10 protein-coding genes are annotated in these 14,312 nt (G+C 70.5%); 8 read left to right on the top strand and 2 right to left on the bottom strand.

The features are described from left to right. Positions 1 to 34: 34 nt before the first annotated feature. Complete coding sequence (locus tag BLU09_RS11045) at positions 35 to 2,092, bottom strand: TonB family protein (protein WP_090489059.1); 2,058 nt, start codon at positions 2,090 to 2,092, stop codon at positions 35 to 37. Positions 2,093 to 2,336: 244 nt separating this feature from the next. On the opposite strand from BLU09_RS11045, the gene BLU09_RS11040 reads away from it, so the two are divergent. From BLU09_RS11040 to BLU09_RS11015, 6 genes are read left to right on the top strand one after another with little or no spacing between them, the layout of a single operon-like run. Further along, positions 2,337 to 2,903 (top strand): chemotaxis protein CheW, encoded by a 567-nt coding sequence (locus BLU09_RS11040; RefSeq protein ID WP_090489057.1) that lies wholly within the window; start codon positions 2,337 to 2,339, stop codon positions 2,901 to 2,903. Beyond that, positions 2,900 to 4,357 (top strand): CheR family methyltransferase, encoded by a 1,458-nt coding sequence (locus BLU09_RS11035; RefSeq protein WP_090489055.1) that lies wholly within the window; start codon positions 2,900 to 2,902, stop codon positions 4,355 to 4,357. Before BLU09_RS11040 ends, BLU09_RS11035 begins: the two co-directional genes overlap by 4 nt. A gap of 21 nt (positions 4,358 to 4,378) precedes the next feature. Further along, positions 4,379 to 5,995 (top strand): methyl-accepting chemotaxis protein, encoded by a 1,617-nt coding sequence (locus BLU09_RS11030; RefSeq protein ID WP_090489053.1) that lies wholly within the window; start codon positions 4,379 to 4,381, stop codon positions 5,993 to 5,995. Next, entirely contained in the window at positions 5,992 to 6,375 is a 384-nt protein-coding gene (locus BLU09_RS11025; protein ID WP_011552752.1) for a response regulator, read from the top strand. The genes BLU09_RS11030 and BLU09_RS11025 overlap by 4 nt, the downstream gene beginning before the upstream one ends. A 4-nt stretch (positions 6,376 to 6,379) precedes the next feature. After that, complete coding sequence (locus tag BLU09_RS11020) at positions 6,380 to 6,964, top strand: chemotaxis protein CheW (RefSeq protein WP_090489050.1); 585 nt, start codon at positions 6,380 to 6,382, stop codon at positions 6,962 to 6,964. Between the two features lie 9 nt (positions 6,965 to 6,973). Continuing rightward, complete coding sequence (locus tag BLU09_RS11015) at positions 6,974 to 9,520, top strand: hybrid sensor histidine kinase/response regulator (RefSeq protein WP_090489048.1); 2,547 nt, start codon at positions 6,974 to 6,976, stop codon at positions 9,518 to 9,520. A 12-nt stretch (positions 9,521 to 9,532) separates the two neighbouring features. On the opposite strand, the gene BLU09_RS11010 is transcribed toward BLU09_RS11015, so the two are convergent. Then, positions 9,533 to 10,315, bottom strand: a complete 783-nt coding sequence (locus tag BLU09_RS11010; protein ID WP_244171621.1) for a histidine kinase dimerization/phospho-acceptor domain-containing protein — start codon at positions 10,313 to 10,315, stop codon at positions 9,533 to 9,535. 539 nt (positions 10,316 to 10,854) lie between these two features. Between BLU09_RS11010 and BLU09_RS11005 the strand changes: the two genes are divergently transcribed. Together BLU09_RS11005 and BLU09_RS11000 are read left to right on the top strand one after the other, a co-directional pair. Next, on the top strand, positions 10,855 to 12,846 hold the full coding sequence (locus tag BLU09_RS11005; protein ID WP_090489045.1) for an alginate lyase family protein: 1,992 nt from the start codon (positions 10,855 to 10,857) through the stop codon (positions 12,844 to 12,846). A 67-nt stretch (positions 12,847 to 12,913) separates the two neighbouring features. Continuing rightward, entirely contained in the window at positions 12,914 to 14,233 is a 1,320-nt protein-coding gene (locus BLU09_RS11000; protein WP_090489043.1) for a nucleotide sugar dehydrogenase, read from the top strand. The last annotated feature ends 79 nt before the right edge of the window (positions 14,234 to 14,312 follow it).

Genomic DNA, 14,312 nt, shown 5'->3' with positions numbered 1-14,312 from the left:
GCTGGGTCCGGCGGGGGCGGTCAGGGATGCAGCCTCAGCGGCGCGGTGCCACCAGGCGCATGCTGAAGGTGTAGTCCACGTTCACCGGGTAGCCCTTGTAGACGATGGGCTTGTAGGTCCGGGACGTGAGGGCATCGAGCACCGCGCGCTCCATGTGGGCCACGGACTTGATGGTCCGGCACTTCTCCACGCGGCCCTTCTGGGTGATGGTGCAGCGGACAATCATCACGCCGCTCGACTTCGCGGCCATCGCTTCGCGCGTGTAGATGATGTCCTTGCCCTGGTCGACCATCTCCGGGCGAGGCATGTCCTCGTTGTAGGGGAGCACGTCGCCCCGCGCGGAGGCCACCGCAGCGGTGGGGAGGACCGGCAACGCGAGCCCGGTCGCCGAGCCCTTGGCCGGAGCCGCGTCGGCTGCCGCGGCCGTGGCGCCACCGACAGCCGCCGCGACAGGGAGCTCCGTGGCGGGCGAGGCCGTGGGGGCGAGCATCACCGGCGCGGACATGCCGCCCGGCGTGGCCACCGGCTCGACTTCCTCCGCCGTCTCGTCCGCGCTCACGGAGGCCACCTCGACGTGCCGGCTGCCGCCCGCGCCGCCCCGGCGCTTCTGCATCTTCTGCGACAGCACCACCTCGCCGGTACCGCCCGTGACGACGGTCTCCATCTGGTAGCCCTCCATCGCGAAGGTCAGCTCCACCGTGACGGAGCCATCCTGTCCCGACGGAATCTCCAGGGTGAAGGGCGTGACGCCTCGCTCCTTGCCCCGGTAGAAGACGCGGGCGCCGGAGGGCTGGCTCATCAGCTTGAAGCGGACCTTGCCCGCGTTCGCGGCGGCAGCGGGTTCGGCGGCCGGCTCCGCGGCGGGTGCGGCGGCGACAGGCGCCGGGGCCTCCGCCTGGGGCGCGGGGGCCGGTGGTGCCGCTTCCTTGTTCGACATGAAGAACACCGCGCCGCCCGCGATGAGGCCCGCCACTACGAGGCCTCCCAGGCCACCCGTGAGCAGCGTGCGCTGCCGGGCGCGCTTGACGTCCCGGGGCACCTCCACGCTGATGTCCACCGCCAGCGTGTCACCGGATTCGGTGTTGTTGCCCACGTTGGAGAACAGCGCGGGGGATGGGTAGGGGCCCGTCGTCGTCGCGCCGCCGGGCCGCTTGAAGATGCCGCTGTTGCCGCCCGCGGACATGCTCGCTTCGCGCAGGCCCTCCAGCAGCTCGTCCATCGTCTGGTAGCGCCGCGCCGGGTCCTTCTCCAGGCAGCGGCGGACCACCGCCTCGATTTCCGGCGGGATGTGGAGGTCCGGCCGCACCTGCTGGAAGGTGGGTGGGGCCTCCTTGTAGTGGGCGAAGATGAGCTCGATGTGGTCGCGCGCGATGAACGGCGGACGCCCCATCAGCATCTGGAAGAGCACGATGCCCAGCGAGTACACGTCACTGCGCGCGTCGGTGGCGTTGCGCGCCTGCTCGGGCGCCATGTACTGCGGCGAGCCCAGGAACGTGCCGTTCTGGGTGATTTCAGGAGAGAGCTGCCCCTCCTGGGGCGCCGCCACCGACTTCACCAGGCCGAAGTCCAGCACCTTGACCAGGTCCTGATCCTGCTCGTTGAGGAGCATGATGTTGGCCGGCTTCAGGTCGCGGTGGATGATGCCCTGGCTGTGCGCCTCGCGCAGCGAGCGGCAGATCTGCTGGGTGATGGCGATGGCGCGAGACCACGCCAGCGGGCCGACCTGCCCCAGCACCTGGGCCAGCGTCCGGCCGTCCAGGTACTCCATGGCGATGTAGAAGATGCCGTCGTCCGTCTGCCCGTAGTCGATGACGGTGACGGTGTTGGGATGGCGCAGCTTGGACGTCAGCGACGCCTCGCGCAGGAAGCGCTTCTGGAAGCCAGGGTCCCGGCTGCTGGGGAAGCTGGGGTTGAGTACCTTGAGCGCCACCACGCGCTCGAGCGGCGCCTGCAGGGCCCGGTAGACCTTGCCCATGCCCCCGATGCCCAACGGTTCCAGGATGCTGAAGCGGCCGTTCAGATTTCGCCCGATGAGCGGATCCGTGCCCGTTCCAGTGGGTGCCTCGGGATTCGGCGAGTCGCCCTTGATCATTCGTAGCCCCAGACTGCAAGCAACATCGGTTCTCCAGAAGTGTCGCCGCACTTCATCAAACCATACCTGCCGAGCGCTACGCACCAGCGGGCTGTCCGATCCAGCACGTCTGATGCCTTCCGTTGCCGCCATCACTCGCCGATCGTGTGAGAGTGAATGCCGGTTAGCCCGCATTGACGCTTCTTTGTCGGACAGACTAGCGTGCTCCAATCCCGCGCTTCAGTGACAGGCGGGAGTTCCCCTGATGGCAGACACACCAGACAATTCCATGGTCGCGCAGTCGCGCCGTCTCTCTGTCGAGGAGCGGCTGAGTCAGCTCGAGGAGGAGCAGGCCCAGCTGCGCCAGGAGCTGGCGTCGCTGGCGGGCGAGCTGCGACTTCCAGGGATGTACCTGGCGGTGGACGCGGCGGGGACCAGCGCGCTGATGGACGCGGAGACGGTGCAGGAGGTGGTGCGGCTGGTGGAGCTGGAGCCGCTGCCCGGGGCGCCCGCGCACGTTGCGGGGACCTTCGTCTACCGGGGCAGCCCGGCCGTCGTCGTGGACCTGGCGGCGCTCCTGGGGGTGAAGCGGGAGGCCTCCCTGGATGCGCACCTGGTCGTCTGCGGCGGCGGTGCGCGGACGGTGGCCGTGCTGGTGGACCGCGTGCGCGACCTGGTGGAGTCCCCGGTGCTGGTGGACGGGACGCCGGATGGGACGCCGCCGCTGCCGTGGGATGCCAGCGGGCTGATGGCGGGGCTGTGCCGGACGCCTGAAGGCGTGCGCCCGTTGCTTCGGACGGCCGCGGTGCTCGTGGGGCCGGAGGCGCCGTGAGCGAGGGCGTGCTCGACGACGCGACGCTGGCCCGGGTCGAGGACGTCCTCCAGTCGGCCTGCGGGGTGACGTTGGCGCGCAGCCTGCGCCGCTCGCTGGAGACGGCGCTGGGGCGGGCCGCGCGGTCGCGAGGCCTGGAGCCCGACGCCTTCCTGCGCAAGCTGCTGGTGCGCGAGGCCGCGGCGGTGGAGTGCTTCATCGAGCACGCCGTCATTGGCGAGACGTACTTCTTCCGTCACCCGGAGCACCTGCGCACCCTGGCGCGTCTGGCGCAGGCGCACCCGGCCCCGTGCTTCCAGGTGTGGAGCGCGGGCTGCGCCAGCGGCGAGGAGCCCTACAGCATCGCCATGGCCTTGATGGCGGAGGGCTTGCCCGAAGGCCGCTTCCGCGTACTGGCGACGGACGTGTCGGGCCGGGCGCTCCAGCGCGCGCGGGAGGGCGTGTACGGCCCGTGGTCCCTGCGCCGCATCGAGCCGGAGCAGGAGAAGCGCTTCCTGGTCGCCAACGGCGACGACTACGCCGTCATCCCCCAGGTCCGGCACGCCGTGGAGTTCCGGCGCCACAACCTGGCCGTGGATCCGCCGCCCTTCATGGGCCTGGGCGCCATCTTCTGCCGAAACGTGCTCATCTACTTCCCGACGGAGCTCGCGCGGGAGGTGCTGAAGCGCTTCATCTCCGCGCTGGCCCCCGGTGGGCTGCTCTTCGTCTCTCCGGCGGAGGTGCCGCTGACCAACGGCCTGGGGCTGGAGACGGTGGACGCCGAGGGCAGCGTGGCGCTTCGGGTCCCCGCGCCGGGTGCGCCTCGCGCGGCGACGCCGGAGGCGCGGCTTCCTCGCCTGGGGATGGGCCGCAATCAGGTGGCCTCGCCGGTGCCTCCAGCCGGGTGGCCTCAGGCGCTGGACGATTCAAGGGCGCGCCGCGCGCGCGTGCCGGAGGGGCGTCCATCTCTGAGCGAGCCCGGGACGTCGCGCCCCGCGCGGGCCGCGCCAACGCCAGACGCCGCCACTCCGGCCGTGCCGCGGTCGGTGGCCGTGGATGCGCTCGCTGCCGAGGAGGTTCCTGCCCTGGAGCGCGCCATCATCGCGGCGCGTGCGGGACACTTCGAGGAGGCGGAGGCGCTGGCGCGCGAGGCCGCGAAGGCGCTCGTTCCCGAGGCGTACCTGCTGCTCTCCATGGTGGCCGAGGTTCGTGGCGACCTGAACGGGGCCGTGGAAGCGGTTCGCAAGGCGCTGTACCTGGAGCCCCGGTTGGCGCTGGGGCACGCCACGCTGGTGGCCCTCTATGGGCGCATGGATCGGCCCGAGGACGCGGAGCGTGCGCGGCAGAACGCCCTGCGCGCGCTGGATGGACTGGATGATGAACACCCGCTGCGTGGGGTGGAGACGATGACGGCCGGCGGCCTGAGGCAGGCCCTGGCGCCAGTCGAGCAGGCTGGCTGGCTTGGAGTGCGCTGAGAGGCGCGCGCTCCGCACGAGGTGGGAGGCAACGTGGACGTCAAAGGGACGCACCTGACACCGCCGGGCCGCGCGCCGGGGAGCAGGCTCAGTCTGCGGATGAAAATCCTCGCGCTCACCGGGGCGACGGGGGGGCTGGTGGCCGTCATCCTCATCACCACGACGTGGATGCAGATGGGCGACGCGCTTCGCAACGACCTGTCCCGCCGCGCCAACTCGGTGAGTGTGGAGCTGGCGAAGACGCTGGCGCCCATGCTGAGCACGAAGCGCGACCCGGAGCGGCTGCATGAGCTGGTGCAGGGCGCGCTGAGCCTGGGGCCCGAGGTCGCCTATGTCCGCGTCCATGACGCGGACGGCGTCCTCCTGGGCGAGGCCGCCGCGGAGCGCTACGTCGGCGAGGCGCAGGCTCCGGCCTCCGTCGAAGGCGATGCCTCGGTGCTCCGCCGCAGGTCCGTGAAGGGCACGGGTCTGGTGGAGACGACGGCGCCCGTGCTCGCGGCCGGCTCCACCGCGCACCTGGGCACCCTCCAGCTGGCGCTCCACGAGGAGGGGCTGAGCCAGACGCTGCGGGAGGCCACGCGCTTCACGGCCATCATCAGCCTGCTCGTGCTGGTGGCCTGCATGGTGGCGGCATGGCTGGTGTCCGGGATGCTCGTGGTGCCGCTGGAGCGGCTGGCGCGCGCGGCGGCGGGCATCGCGGCGGGGGACCTGCGTCAGCAGGTGGACCTCCAGGGCTCGGATGAGATTGGCGACGTGGCGCGCAGCTTCGCGGTGATGACGGACGCGCTCTCCCACCTGCTGCAGGACCTGCGCAGCGCGGCGGCGGAGATGGAGCGCGAGGCGGCGGGCGTGCTGGCCACCTCCACGCAGCAGTCGGCCATGGCCCACCAGCAGGCCTCCGCCATCAATGAGACGAGCACCACGGTGGCGGAGATTGCCCAGACGTCCAAGCAGGCCACGGCCTACGCGGACTCGGTCATCTCCCAGACGCAGAAGTCCGAAGCCCTCAGCGCGGAGGGGCAGCAGGTCGTCAGTGAGAGCGTCGCCGGCATGGAGAAGCTGGGCGAACAGGTGAAGGCCATTGCCCTGTCCATCACCGACCTCAGCGAGCGCACGATGCAGATTGGCGACATCATCGGCACGGTGAAGGACGTGGCCGAGCAGTCCAACCTGCTGGCGCTCAATGCCTCCATTGAAGCGGCCAAGGCCGGGGAGCATGGCCGGGGCTTCGCGGTGGTGGCCACGGAGATGCGCACGCTGGCGGAGCAGTCCCGCATCGCCGCGGAGCAGGTGCGCGGCCTGCTCAACGAAGTGCAGAAGGGGACGAGGCAGGCCGTCAGCGCCACGGAGGAAGGCAGCCGCCGGGCGCAGGCGGCCATGGAGCTGGCTCGCGAAGCGGGGACGACCATCCTGGGCCTGTCGGAGGTCATCCGCGAGTCGTCGGGCGCGGCGCGGCAGATTGCCGGCAACACGCGTCAGCAGACCATTGGCGTGGAGCAGATTTCCACGGCGATGAGCGAGCTGACATCCGCCATGGGAGACTCGGTGGAGAGCACCCGGCGCATCGAACAGGTGTCAGGCAATCTGACCAATCTCTCGAAACGGTTCTCGGACCTGGTGGGTAGGTACCAGTTATGAACGCAAAGGTGCTCATCGTCGAAGACACGAAGACCATCACCAACCTTCTTCAGGTGTACCTGATGGGGTGGGGGTTGGAGTTCTTCGACGCTCCGAATGGCGCGATTGGACTGACCAAGGCGCGGGAGCTCAAGCCGGACCTCATCATCTCCGATGTGCAGATGCCGGAGATGGACGGCTTCGCGCTGTGCGCGGCGATCCGCGCGGACCGGCAACTTCACGACACCCCTTTCATGATGCTCACGTCGCTGAAGGACGACGCGAGCCGGCAGAAGGGCAAGCTGGTGGGCGCCAGCGCCTTCCTCAACAAGCCGGTGTCCGTGGACGACCTTCGTTCGAAGGTGCGCGACATCCTGAAGCTCCCCGCGACCCGGTACTGAGCGCATGTCGAAGGACGACGCCAAGATTGATTCCACGGGGCTGCGACGCCAGCTCACCGAGGCGCACTCGCTGCTGGACGGCAAGCAGGGGGTGAGCCCCGAGAAGCGTCGCGAGGTGCTCAGCGCCCGTGCCCGGGCCCTGGCCGAATCCCGCCACGAGGAGCGCCAGGAGGTGCTCTCCGTGCTGGCCTTCCAGGTGGGCGGCGAACGCTATGCGGTGCGAATCGAGCACGTGGACCACGTGATTGAAGCGCGCGGCATCGCCTCGCTGCCCGGTGCTCCCCGGCACGTGCTGGGGGCGCTGGTGAGCCGCTCGCGCGTGGTGCCGGTGTTGGACCTGCGCCAGCTCCTGGGGCTGGAGGGGGGCGGCATGTCGGACCTCAGCAAGGTGGTGGTGGTCGAGGCGGATGACAGTGAAGAGGGGGTCGGGCTGGCGGCGGAGTCCGTCGAAGGACGCAAGGAATTGCCGAAGGCGGAGCTGTCCCAGCCTCCGCCCGGGCCCTTCTTGTTCCTCACGCCGGACCGGCTGACGGTGTTGGACCTGGAGCAGCTCGGGGGCCCGTCCGCCACGCGGCCCGAAGGGGAGTAGGCACGCGCCATGGATCCTCAGCTCTTGCGCAGCATCTGGCCGGTGTTCTCCGCGGAGACGCGCGAGCAGATTCAAGCCATCGGGTCGAAGGTGTTGGGGTTGGAGGGCCCGGCGCAGGGGCGTGAGCCGGACCTGCTCCCGTCGCTCAAGCGGCTGGTCCATAGCCTCAAGGGCTCCGCGGCCAGCCTGGGCCTGGACGACATCGAGCAGGTGGTGCACGCCATCGAGGACGGGCTGGCCACCTTCAATCAGGAGGAGCGGCTGCCCCGCGACACGGTGGAGGCCATGCTGCGCGGGCTCTCCGCCATCGAAGGCGCCATGGCCCGTGGCGACGCCGGACAGTCACCCGTGGTGGAAGGACTGTCCTCGCTGCTGGCCGCCCTGGGCCACGAGTCCGCGGAGGCCGTCCCCCAGACGGCGGCCTCGGGCGCGGCCGCGCAGGGGCTGGAGGTGCTGGACCTCCTCGAAGCGGGGTTGAGCGCGCTGTGCTCGCCAGATGTTCCGGACCGGGCGGCGGTGGTGCGCACGGCGGTGGAGCGGGCCCGCACGTTGAAGACGTCCGCCGAGTCCGCCGGGGCGCAGAAGGTGGCCACGCTGGCGGAAGCCGCGGCGCTGGGCTTCACGCGAATGGAGCCGGGCGGTGACTCCGCGGGGCTGGCCGCATCGGACGTGGCTGGCACGCTGGTGGACCTGCGGACGGCGTTGGAGGCCGAGGGTGGCGCAGGGGCGGTGGCCCGCGCCGTCCATTCGCTGCGCGCGTCGCCGTCTCCCGCGCCCGTGGAAGGCGCGGCGGCGCAGGGGCCCGCGGGAGCTGCGGCCACGACGGAGTCCCGCGGACCGGCGGACCAGACGGTGCGCGTGTCGGTGAAGACGCTGGAGTCCATCGCGCTCCAGGTGGAGCTGCTCCTGGCCGGACGCGCGCAGCAGACGCGGCGCGGCGCGGCGCACCGCGTGTTGATGGACGGCATGCGCGAGGTGCTGATGCACCTGGAGCGCGCGTCGTCGCAGCTCGCGATGGCGGGCGGCGGTCCCGCGCTGGAGCCGCTCCGCGCGGGCGTGACGCAGATGCGCGGACTGCAGAAGCAGCTCCTGGAGCTGACGAAGGAGTCGCACCGCGACGGTGAGCAGCTGACGCTGGTGGCCCAGGTGGCGCGCGATGATTTGCGCGACCTGCGCATGGTACCGGCCTCGCAGGTGCTGGAGCCGCTGCGGCGCACCGTGCGCGAGACGTCCGCGCGGCTGGACAAGCAGGTGACGCTGGAGCTGTCGGGCGGCGAGGTCCGGTTGGACCGGCGCATCCTCGACGCGCTGAAGGACCCGCTGCTGCACCTGGTGCGCAACGCCATCGACCACGGCCTGGAGTCCACCGAGGAGCGGCGGGCCGCGGGCAAGCCCGAAGCGGGGCGCCTGACGGTGCGGGTGGAGCCTCGGGGTTCGCGCATCGCGGTGGTGGTGGAGGATGACGGCTCCGGCTTGTCGCCCAGCCGGGTGCGCGCCACGGCGGTGCGGCGGGGGCTGCTGTCGGCCGATGAAGCGGAGAAGCTGTCGGACGCGCAGGCGGCGCGGCTCGTCTTCCAGCCAGGCTTTTCCACGCGGGAGCAGGTGTCCGCGACGTCCGGGCGGGGCGTGGGGCTGGACGTGGTGCAGGCGACGGCGCAGCGGCTCCAGGGCTCGGTGGACGTGGCCTTCACTGCGGGCCGGGGCACGCGCTTCACCGTGGACCTGCCGCTGACGCTGGCCGCGGCGTTGGGGTTGCTCGTGCGCACGGGCACCACGGTGTCCGCCATTCCCTCCGACAGCGTGAATCGCATCCTCCGGCTGAACCCGGACGACGTGGGCACCGTCGCGGGCCGCGTGGTGGCGCGGCTGGATGGGGAGCAGCTCACATTCCTTCCGCTGGCGGAGGCCATTGGCCTGCCCCGGCTGCCGCTGGCGCTGGACTCCGGGAACGTGCAAGCCGCCGCGCTGCTGACGGTGGGCGAGGACAAGGTGCTGTTCGCCATCGACGAGGTGGTGGGGCAGCAGGAGATTGTCGTCCGCTCGCTGGGGCGCCACCTCAAGGGCGTGCGGCACCTGGCGGGCGCGGCGGTGCTGGACGACGGCCGCGTGGTGCCAGTGCTCAACGCGGCGGAGCTGGTGCGCGCGGCGCGGCCAGAGACGCGCTCGGTGGCTCGCGAGACGGCGCGGCCTCGCATCCTCGTGTGTGACGACGCGCTCACCACGCGCTTCGCCATGAAGTCGCTGCTGGAGATTGCCGGCTACCCGGTGGTGACCGCGGCGGACGGTGAAGAGGCGTGGGGCATCCTGGAGCGCACGCCCTGCCAGCTGGTGGTCAGCGACTGGCAGATGCCCCGGCTGGACGGCGTGGGCCTGGCGCGGCGAATCAAGTCGCACCCCCAGCTGCACCGCACGCCCATCATCCTGGTGACGTCGCTCGACAGTCCCGAGGACCGCGCCGCCGGTCTGGAGGCGGGCGCGGACGGGTACCTCGTCAAGCGCGAGGTGGAGCGAGGCCGCCTGCTGGAGCTGGTGCGCCAGCTGCTGCCCGTGTCCTGACGGCGCCGCGCCTCACGACTCGCGAGGCGCCACGGGCACGGTGTCATCCACCGGCAGGTGGACCACCCAGCCATTGCCGGTCTCCTCCGGCAACGAGAGGCCACCCCGCAGCCGCTGCGTCAGGTGCCGCAGCAGCATGACCGTCTTCTCCGGCAGCGCCTTGCCGCCGCGGATGTTGACGCGCAGCTGCCACACGCCCGCGTCCCCCGCGGCTTCCACGCGCACCGCCGTGGGCGCGCCCGACGCCGCCACCGCGCGGGCCAGCGCGCGCACCAGCAGCTCCACGTCATCGCGGGCGCCCGGAATGGCCACGGGCCGGTCCGGGAGCGTCATCGTCGTGTCCACGATGCGCTGGCCGCGCGCGGCGGGGATGAAGGCGGTGCGCAGCAGGGGGCGCAGGTCCTCCACGCCCTCGTCCTGCACCTTCGCCAGCCGGCGCTCGATGATGGCGCTCTGGTCGTCCGCCGAGCGGCGCAGCCGCTCCAGGTAGCGCTGGATGGGGGCCGTCAGCCCGCCCGCCGTTCCCTTCAGCATCATGTCCACGTATCCCTTGATGACCATCAATGGTGTCCTGAGGTCGTGTGACGCCCGGGAGCGCCGGTGCTCCTGGTTCACCACCCGCCGTTCCAATCGCCGCTGCGTCTTCAGCAGTTGCACGTGCCGCGCCGCCGCGTCCGACTCCCGGGCATGCGCCGCGAGCAGCACGGTGCCGAACGCTGACATGCGCGCGAGCACCCGGGCATCCCGGCCGGTGGGCCGTTCGGGCCACACCACCAGGGCCGGCCGACGACGCATCCTTCCCCGGGCACGCGTGGCCGTGACGACCCCTGTCGCCGCGACACAGACGCGTCCGTCATAGAAAGCCGCTCCGGAAGCGCCCGTCATCCGCTGGGCCTCGCGTACCAGGGACTCCAATCCCGCACGAGCACCACAGCGGAAGGCACGCTCGGCAACCTCCGCGAGCGCCTGTTCCACCCCTGCATCGGACGCGTTGCCGATGCGCCACCCCGTCCAAGCACCTGCCAGCACGCGGGAAGGTATGGGCACGCCACGCGCGCGCCGCAACACTGCCCAGGGAGGGCGCCGGACGCCCGCGAATCGGAAATCCTTTTCCCTTCAGGGCGTGTGAGCCCCCCACTTTTTACCGTCAGGGGGTACGGAGGCGCCGCGCAACCCCGCTCAACTCCTAAGAAATAGCTCCTGGCCAGGCACTTGCTAACGGCATCCGTCACGGGTGGCGGAAGGGGCGAATGGGGACTCTCGATTACTACGCGGCGATCGCTCGACTTGCACCAGGCGGACTGGCGCGCAGCGCTGTGCGGCGTGTCCAAGGTGTGGCGCGGCAGGCACTCTATCGTCGGCGCGAGCGCGCGGACGAGGTGCAGCTCCTCGAGTGCTACGGCGCGACGGATGGCGTGGAGCTGGTGGAGCTGGCGCTGGGCCAGCGCAGCTCACGCATCTGGTGTGAAGTCTCTCAGCGCGCGTCGGTGCTGGAGGCGCTCGCCTCGGTGCCCGGCGGCCTGGAGCGCGCGAGGGCCCGTGCCCAGGCCGCGCTTCGCCAGGAGTGGGACGTCTTCGGCACCCCGGTGGTTTTCGGCGAGGGCCGCCCCGTGGACTGGTCCCTGGATCCGGTGAGTGGTCACCGCTATCCGGTGGAGCCCGTGGAGCGCCTGTCGCTCGCCGTGACGGGGAGCGACCCGAAGTACCCGTGGGTGATGGGCCGGCTCGACAGCGTCGTGGCGCTGGGCCAGGGCTACTGGGTGGAGACGGCCGCTGACGTGCGCGCGCGGCTGGCGGATGCCTTCGTGGCGCAGGTGTTGGACTTCCTCCAGGCGAATCCCGTGGGGCAGGGCGTGCACTGGACGTGCGCCATGGAGGTGGCGCTGCGCGCCGCGAACCTGGCGCAGGCGCTGGCCATGTTCTCCGCCGCGCCCGCGGTGGCCCGGCCGGACTTCCTGGTGCCGGCGCTGAGCGCGCTGGCCGAGCACTCCGCCTGGGTGGAGGCCCACCTGGAGGATCGCGGCGCGGTGCCCAACAACCACCTGGTCTCCAACTACGTGGGCCTGTTGGTGGTGGGCCTGCTCTTCCCGGAGCTGCCGGGCGCGCCGCAGCAGGTGTCGCTGGCGGTGGGGGGGCTGCGCGAACAGATGGAGAAGCAGGTGCACCTCGAGGGCACGTCCTTCGAGGGCTCCATTCCCTATCATCGCCTGTCCGTGGAGCTGTTCACGTTGGCGTACCTCGCCGCGCGCGGCGCGGGGGTGCCACTGGGGCCCAAGTACGAGTCCCGGCTGCGTCGCATGTTCCACGCCGTGCGCGCGTGGTGTTCCGAGCAGGGCCTGGCGCCACAGATTGGCGACAACGATTCCGGCCGCGTCTTCCCGCTGCGTGATCGCGAGGACAACGCGCACGGCTATCTGGTGGGCCTGGGCGCGGCGCTCTTCGGCGATGCGGGCCTGGGCGGCGGCGAGTTCGTGGACGAGGCCGCGTGGCTGCTGGGGCGCGCCGGGCAGGCGCGTTTCGCCGCGCTCACGCCCGCGCCGGAGCCCGTGTCGGTGAGCTTTCCGGAGGGTGGCTTTCACATCTTGCGCGGCGCGGGTGTCGTTATCACTGTCAGCGCCGGCAAGCAGGGACAAGGCGGGGTCGGGGGACACAGCCACAACGACAAACTCTCTTTCGAGCTCCACGTCGACGGGCGTCCCGTCATCGTGGATCCGGGCACCGGCACCTATACGCGGGATCCCGCGTTGCGGAACTGGTTCCGCGGAACGGCCGCGCACAACACGGTGCAGGTGGATGGCGCGGAGCAGGCACCCCTGGATTCGGCGCGGTTGTTCGCGCTGCCGGAGGAGGCACGGGCGCGGGTGGTGGCCTTCCTGCCGGGGAAGTCGGTGGACAGGCTGTTGGTGCGGCATGACGGCTACCGCCGGCTGCCCGCGCCCGTGGGAATCGAGCGCACGTTCCGGCTGGACCGGGGCGAGCGCGCTCTGGCCGGACGTGATCGCTTCGTGGGCACGGGCCGGCATGACGTGGTGGGCAGATTCCATCTGCCAGATGAACAGGCGCGAGTGGTGTCGCCTCAAGTGCAGGTCCTGTCACGCGCGGGTCGTGTGATGGAGGAGCCGGTGTCGTTCGAGCCGCTCGTGGTGGAGCTGGGGCCGGAAGGGGCCCCGCTCGCCTGGGTGGTGCTGGAGAAGGGACTGACGGCGCGGTTGGTGCCGTCGAAGTATTCGCCAGGGTACGGGCGGGTGGTGCCGTCGCTGGCGGTGGAGTTCCGGGGGCAGGTGGCGCCTCCGGCGTGGTTGAGGTGGGTGGTCGTTTTCCGCTGAGTGTCGGGTCGGGGCGTGACCGTCTTAACGGCACGTCGCATCAGGAGAGGTGAGGACGATGAGGGTGATGGTGAGCAGCCCGCTTCTGGATCGCATCAAGAAGCGGGACGCGAGGGTGGGTGTGGTCGGGCTTGGCTATGTCGGTCTTCCGCTGGGGATGGCGTTCGCGGAGGCGGGCTTCCCCGTCATGGGGCTCGACGTCGACAAGCGGAAGATCGACAAAATCGAGAAGGGGGAGAGCTACATCAAGCACATCCCCGGCGCTCCGCTGGCGGAGCTGAGCAAGTCGGGCAAGCTGAAGGCCACCACGGACTTCGCCAAGGCGAAGGACATGGACTGCGTCATCATCTGCGTGCCCACGCCGCTCACCGCGTCGCGTGAGCCGGACATGAGCTACATCATCCAGACGGGTGAGGCGCTCGCGCCGCACGTGCGTCCTGGACAGCTCTTCATCCTGGAGTCCACCACGTACCCGGGGACGACGGAGGAGGTGCTCAAGCCGCTGCTGGAGAAGAACGGCCTCAAGGCCGGCAAGGACTTCTACCTGGCCTTCAGCCCCGAGCGCGAGGACCCGGGCAACAAGAGCTTCAACACCAAGACGATTCCGAAGATTGTCGGTGGCTACTCGCCCGAGTGCTCCGAGGTGGCCGCGGCCCTCTACGGCAGCGCGCTGAAGGAAGTGGTGCCGGTGTCCTCCACCCGCGTGGCGGAGCTGACCAAGCTGCTGGAGAACATCTTCCGCTGCGTCAACATCGCCATGGTCAACGAGATGAAGATGCTCTGCGACCGCATGGGCGTGGACGTGTGGGAGGCCATCCAGGCCGCGAGCACCAAGCCCTTCGGCTACATGCCCTTCTACCCGGGCCCGGGCCTCGGTGGGCATTGCATCCCCATCGACCCGTTCTACCTGACGTGGAAGGCGCGCGAGTACGAGTTCCACACCAAGTTCATCGAGCTGGCCGGCGAGGTGAACTGGCAGATGCCGTACTACGTGGTGCAGCGCACGATGGAGGCGCTGAACAAGAACAAGCAGACGCTCAACGGCGCGAAGGTCCTCTGCCTGGGTGCGGCGTACAAGAAGGACATCGACGACATGCGTGAGAGCCCTTCGCTGCGCGTCATGACGCTGCTGGCGGAGAAGGGCGCGGAGCTGTCGTACCACGACCCGTACGTCCCCGAGCTGCACAAGGGCCACGGCTTCAACATGGAGCTGAAGTCCGTGCCGCTGAAGCCGGAGACGCTGGGCCAGTACGACGCGGTCCTCATCCTCACGGACCACTCGGACATCGACTACGCCATGTTGGTGGACCGCGCGAAGGTCGTCGTCGACACGCGCAACGCCACCAAGGGCGTCAGCAAGGGTCGTGAGAAAGTGACGAAGGCCTGACAGTCATTCGCCGCCCGCCCGGAAACCGACCCTCCGGGCGGGGGGCCCCTCGTTCACGGATTCCGCCTTCGCGGCATCC

The organism is Myxococcus virescens, assembly GCF_900101905.1.
GTDB lineage: Bacteria > Myxococcota > Myxococcia > Myxococcales > Myxococcaceae > Myxococcus > Myxococcus virescens.
The sequence above is the reverse complement of the archived record's forward strand: the minus strand, read 5'-3'. Positions and strand labels throughout refer to the sequence as shown.